Source organism: Nostoc sp. CHAB 5715 (assembly GCF_020829685.1).
Classification (GTDB): domain Bacteria; phylum Cyanobacteriota; class Cyanobacteriia; order Cyanobacteriales; family Nostocaceae; genus Nostoc.
This window is the reverse complement of record NZ_JAIVFR010000498.1, coordinates 1-5,483: the sequence shown is the minus strand read 5'-3', so window position 1 is coordinate 5,483 and position 5,483 is coordinate 1. Positions and strand designations below refer to the sequence as shown.

At 44.8% G+C, this 5,483-nt stretch carries 4 protein-coding genes; all 4 read right to left on the bottom strand.

Going from position 1 to position 5,483, the window contains the following annotated elements; translation table 11 throughout:
• Nucleotides 1-156, bottom strand: a 156-nt coding sequence (locus LC574_RS24310; RefSeq protein WP_229456119.1) for an SDR family NAD(P)-dependent oxidoreductase, incomplete at its 3' end; no start/stop codon positions are given.
• Nucleotides 157-722: 566 nt separating this feature from the next.
• On the bottom strand, nucleotides 723-896 hold the full coding sequence (locus tag LC574_RS24305) for a hypothetical protein (RefSeq protein WP_229456118.1): 174 nt from the start codon (nucleotides 894-896) through the stop codon (nucleotides 723-725).
• A 156-nt stretch (nucleotides 897-1,052) separates the two neighbouring features.
• The gene (locus LC574_RS24300; protein WP_229456117.1) at nucleotides 1,053-4,226 is read right to left on the bottom strand and encodes an efflux RND transporter permease subunit; all 3,174 of its coding nucleotides are present in this window, start codon (nucleotides 4,224-4,226) and stop codon (nucleotides 1,053-1,055) included.
• Between the two features lie 64 nt (nucleotides 4,227-4,290).
• The coding region (locus LC574_RS24295) for an efflux RND transporter periplasmic adaptor subunit (protein ID WP_229456116.1) at nucleotides 4,291-5,483 on the bottom strand (1,193 nt) is incomplete at its 5' end.

Sequence of the window (5,483 nt, the reverse complement as noted above, 5' to 3'; positions counted from 1 at the left end):
CTCGATTTCGTTAGCTACCTCGACTAACTTTTGGCGATCGCGTGCTACCAATATCAGCCGCTTGATGCCGATTTGCGCTAATTTTAGTGCGATCGCTCGTCCAATTCCCCGCGATGCACCAGTGATAATTGCAACTTTTCCGGCTATTGATGCCATAGATTCACCTATTGTTGTTTCAGTTATAAGGATGGCAAGCTGAAAACTCTTGAGGAAGAGCAACGTAGTTGCGAGTTCCGTACTTTAGGCAAGAGATGAAAGCTGCCTGAAAGCCTTTAGGCTTGAGTCAAATATACTAAGATATTTACATCAGTACAAGATTTAAAAACCTACCCCCGGACTGGGGGAAAGTCTACGCCCGAAACATCTTCAAGGAGATATCACTACGCCAAGAAGGGCAAACGTATTGAGCCTGGGAACCTGAGAAATCAGGATATTTTGACAGTAATGTCTTAAGAATCTCCTCGCCTTTAGGCAGGAGAGTGTCAATAATATATAGCAATCCCATTTGATTCCAGGGCTATTTCGTTCTAAACATAAACCGCCCAGAACTAAAGTTCCGGGCTCATAGCTCAAGTCCACTTTAGTGGACTAAAAGCCTTTCTTAGTCGTCTTTAGACGACTTTTGCTATTAGCCTCAGAATTTATTCTGAGGCGGGCTAGATGAGAATGAAATAGCCCTGTTGAATTTCATATTCTTTCAAACAAAATCTTGACTTGTTCTTTTAGAATTTTGAAAATTCCGAGTTCAAAGGTGCAACTTCCGAGTTCAGAGGCTCAACTTCCGAGTTCAGAGGCTCAACTTCCGAGTTCAAAGGTGCAACTTCCGAGTTCAGAGGCTCAACTTCCGAGTTCAGAGGCTCAACTTCCGAGTTCAGAGGCTCAACTTCCGAGTTCAAAGGTGCAACTTCCGAGTTCAGAGGCTCAACTTCCGAGTTCAGAGGTGCAACTTCCGAGTTCAGAAGCTCGTAATGAATACAAAACTCACCTTGACAGGGCTACTCCTAACTCCTAACTCTTAACGTACAGACGCGATTAATCGCGTCTCTCCTAACTTACCGATGGCTGGTAGAAGGAACTTTGCTATCTTGACTAACATCTAGCTCATGAAGCTGACGACGTGGACTCAAGCGATCGCGAATTTTGCCAATTACGATATATAAAATTGGTACAAAAAACAGAGTCAAGAAAGTAGAGACAATTGTACCGCCAGCGATCGCAGTACCAAGAGATTTTCTGCTAGCTGCTCCTGCTCCTTCGGGATTTACCAATGGCCAAATACCCAAGATAAAGGCGAAGGAAGTCATCAGAATCGGTCGTAAGCGTTCTTGTGATGCTTGCACTGCTGCTCTGGTAATTGAAAGACCCCGCTCTTGCAGTTGGTTGGCAAATTCCACAATCAGAATCGCATTTTTACTTGCCAAACCAATCAGCATTACTAAACCAACCTGGCAAAATACATCGTTAGCTAAACCCCGCAACGTCTGCGCCGACAACGCCCCCAAAATAGCTAGAGGAACTGACAGCATAATAATTAGTGGGTCAACATAGTTCTCATACTGAGCAGCCAGCACTAAAAAGACAAAGACAAGTCCCAATCCAAAAATCAGGGGTGCTAGACCGCCAGACTCTTTTTCTTCGGCGACGATTCCCGACCATTCATAGCCCATACTTGCTGGCAAAACCTTCTTTGCTAGTTGCTCCATTGCTACTGTTGCTTCACCGGAACTATAACCAGGAGCGGCAGAACCGTTGATTTCAATGGCGCGGAACAAGTTGTAGTGATTAATCGTTTGCGCCCCGGTAGCAGAAGTAATTTTCACAAGATTGCTCAGGGCAATCATTTGATTGTTAGCAGAACGCACGTATAATTTACCGATATCCGCAGGGTTAGAGCGAAACTGAGCGTCTGCTTGAACATACACCCGATAAGTTCGTTGTAGCAAATTAAAGTCGTTGACATACCGCGAACCCAGGTAAGACTGTAGGGTATTAAAGATATCGTTTACTCCAACTTGCAGGGATTTAGCTTTGTTACGGTCTACTTCAATTAACATCTGCGGTGTATTTGCGCTAAAAGTGCTAAACACAGCTTGCAATCCTGGCGTCTGATTACCGCGTTGGAGTAACTGACCCATAACTTGCACTAAGTTATTTAAACCACTGTTCCCTGTTCTGTCTTGTAGCTCAAACTGGAAACCGCCGAAACTGCCTAAACCCTGAATAGATGGTGGATTCACCGCGAAAATTCTCGCTTCAGAAATTGCTCCAAGCACTCCACTCAACTTACCAATAATAGCCTGTGCTGACTGTCCCGGTTCGTGACGCTTCTCCCAAGGTTGGAGAGTGGAAAAGATCGCACCACTATTGGCAGAGTTACCGCTAAAACCAAAGCCACCGATCGCAAAAGTACCTGTGACTTCTGGCAATTTCAGGATTTCTTTTTCTACCTTAGCCATGACTTCGCTGGTGTAGTTGAGTGAAACTCCCTCTGGGCCTTGGATAATCGTGATGAAATAACCTTGGTCGTCATCAGGGATAAACGCTGTAGGTACGCTGATGTAAAGCCAGCCCGTCACCCCCAAGGACAATATAAATATCCCCACTACGATCGCTTTTATCCGTGTCAAACCATTGAGTATGCGTTCATACTTCCTGCGTGTCCAATCAATAAACCTGTTAACCCGCTCAAAAATCCAGCCTAACCAACCGCGTGGTCTTTGCCCCGGACGCAGTAGCAAGGCTGAGAGGGAAGGAGTTAAGGTAATGGCCAGAAAGGTAGAAATCGCCATTGAAAAGGCGATCGTCAGCGCAAATTGCTTATATATCTGTCCTGTAGCTCCTGGGAAGAATGCCACGGGCACAAATACAGCCATTATCACTAGGGAAGTTGCAATCACTGCTCCAAACAGCTCTCGCATTGACTCAGAGGCAGCTTGGCGGGGCGACATCTCCTCATTTTCAATTAAGCGAGAGATATTCTCAACAATTACAATTGCGTCATCAACCACCAATCCCGTTGCCAAAGTTAAACCAAACATGGTCAGAGTGTTGATCGAAAATCCAAAAACCTTGATAAAGGCAAAAGTACCAATCAAGGTTAGGGGAACGACAACCACCGGAATCAGCGTAGTCCGCCAGTCCTGCAAGAAGATATAAATTACTAAAACGACCAGAGCGATCGCTTCTATCAACGTCTTAACTACTTCTGCTAGCGACGCTTCCACAAAAAGTGTTGTATCAAACGCCACCTGATATTTCAGTCCTGGGGGAAAACTTTGCTCCAGCCGCAGCATTTCGGTTTTAACTGCCCTAGCAACGTCTAAAGCGTTACTCCCAGGACTGGGAAATATCCCTAGACCTACACCCTCGTTGCCTCTAAATCGCAGAAAAGTACTGTAATTTTCTGCTCCCAATTCCGCCCGACCCACATCTCTTAACTTTACCAGCGTGTTATCCTCAGATGTCTTGATCACCATGTCGGCAAATTCCGTTGCCCCACTTAGTCTGCCAATAGCTTGCAAATCGATTTGATACATCTGATCTGGTAATGTTGGCTGCTGCCCGATTTGCCCAGCACCCACCTGTAAATTTTGCTCGTTGAGTGCATCGATCACATCTTGGGCGGTAAGGTTACGACTAGCAAGGCTGCTGGGGTTGAGCCACAAGCGCATCGCATAGCGGCGTTCACCAAAAATCTGCACCTCACCCACACCTTTGATTCTTTTGAGGGCATCTACTATGTAGAGGTCGGCATAGTTACTTAAAAAAACGTTGTCGTATTCTTTATTACCCGAGTACAGCCCGATCGCTAAGAGAATGTTGTTAGACTGCTTAGTGACAGTGACTCCAGTTTGCTGCACAGCTTCTGGTAAGAGCGGTTGGGCGATCGATACCCGATTTTGCACATCGACTGCTGCAATATCTTTGTTGCGCGATGCGTCAAATGTAACTGTAATCGTACTATTGCCATTGTTGCTGCTATTTGAAGTCATGTACTTCATGCCTTCAACGCCATTAATCTGCCGCTCTAAGATAGTCGTAACGGTATTTTCTACGATTTCAGCATTAGCACCGACATAGTTAGCTGTAACGTTAATTTGAGTCGGACTGATCTCTGGATATTGATCTGTGGGTAGTGTCGGGATACTAATGGCTCCTACCAACAAAATGATAATGGAGCAAACACTTGCAAATACAGGTCGCTTAATAAAAAAATCAACAAACATGGGAATTGGTAGTAAGTATTTGGTAGTATGCTGGCAGTAACATACTACAATTTAGCATCCATTTTTAAGATTCTGGAGCGATCGCAACGCCATCCCTAAGATTGAGCAAACTTGAAATAATAACTTTATCTTCTGGCTGTAATCCTTCAATAACTTGGTACTTATTATCTTTGATCTCGCCTAGCTTCACTCGCTTTTGCCGAGCTACTTGTTGGGATACACCTTGGGGAGATTTTTCTGTTTCAACTACATAAACAAAAGTATCTCCACCTACACGAGTCATTGCTGTTGTGGGGATTAAAACTCCGGGGCGCTGATTCCAGAATACTCTAGCCCTTACCAATTGATCTGCACGTAACTGACCGTTAGGGTTGTCAAAAAGTGCTTTGATCAGTATTTCTTGTGTTTCATTACTGGCAGTAGGTGCAATGAAAAATACCCTACTTCTACCAAGCTTTTGACCTTGTGTGTTCATAACCTCCACTGGCATTCCCTTACGCAGTTGGGGCCCTTGCTGTAATGGCACAGAGATGTTGATTTCTAAAGGTCGATTTTGCGTGATATTAACTAATTGTGTAGAAGTATTAACTAAATCACCTACTTTCACAGCGATGTTGCCAACTGTGCCACTAAAGGGAGCAGTAATTTTGTCGTACTGGAGGTTCCCTTGTTGTTTTGGAATATTTACATTAGCTTGCTGCAAAGTTTTTTCAAGCTGCAATATCTTGGCTCGTTGTGCTTGAATTCTAGAATCAATTGCATCAAGATTAGCCTTAGCATTGGCCAGCCGAGCACCAAACTGATCGCGAGTCTGTCGAGACACCGCTCCTTCCTGGGCTAGGGTGACAAACTTTTCGTAATTCTGCTGGTACAATTGCACATTTGCAACGTAGGATGGTCGTTGTGCTTCTAGAGATTTGAGTATAGCGCGGGCATTTTCCAGTTGCACTAAAAATCCTTGAGGCACAGTATTGCTTCCACTGATACCTACTTGTGAGGGAGGATCTACTTGGAGAATTGCCGCTCCTTGTGCGACTGGATCTGCCGATTTGACAAATATTTGGGTAACTTGGCCTTGAATCCTCGGCTGGAGCGTGACTGAGCGCTGGGATTTTAAGCTAGCAATAAAATCTGAGCTTTCCTCAATAATGCCACTTTGTACTGGCGATACTGTGACTCTTACCCCTTGAGGTTGAACATTAGCAGTTGAAGGTGCTGAATTTTGCGGAGTCAGCAAACGCCAAACTAGAGTTGCTC

Excerpts from the sequence above, each read along its gene's own strand:
- LC574_RS24300 (WP_229456117.1), bottom strand. The coding sequence starts at position 4,226 with ATGTTTGTTGATTTTTTTATTAAGCGACCTGTATTTGCAAGTGTTTGC.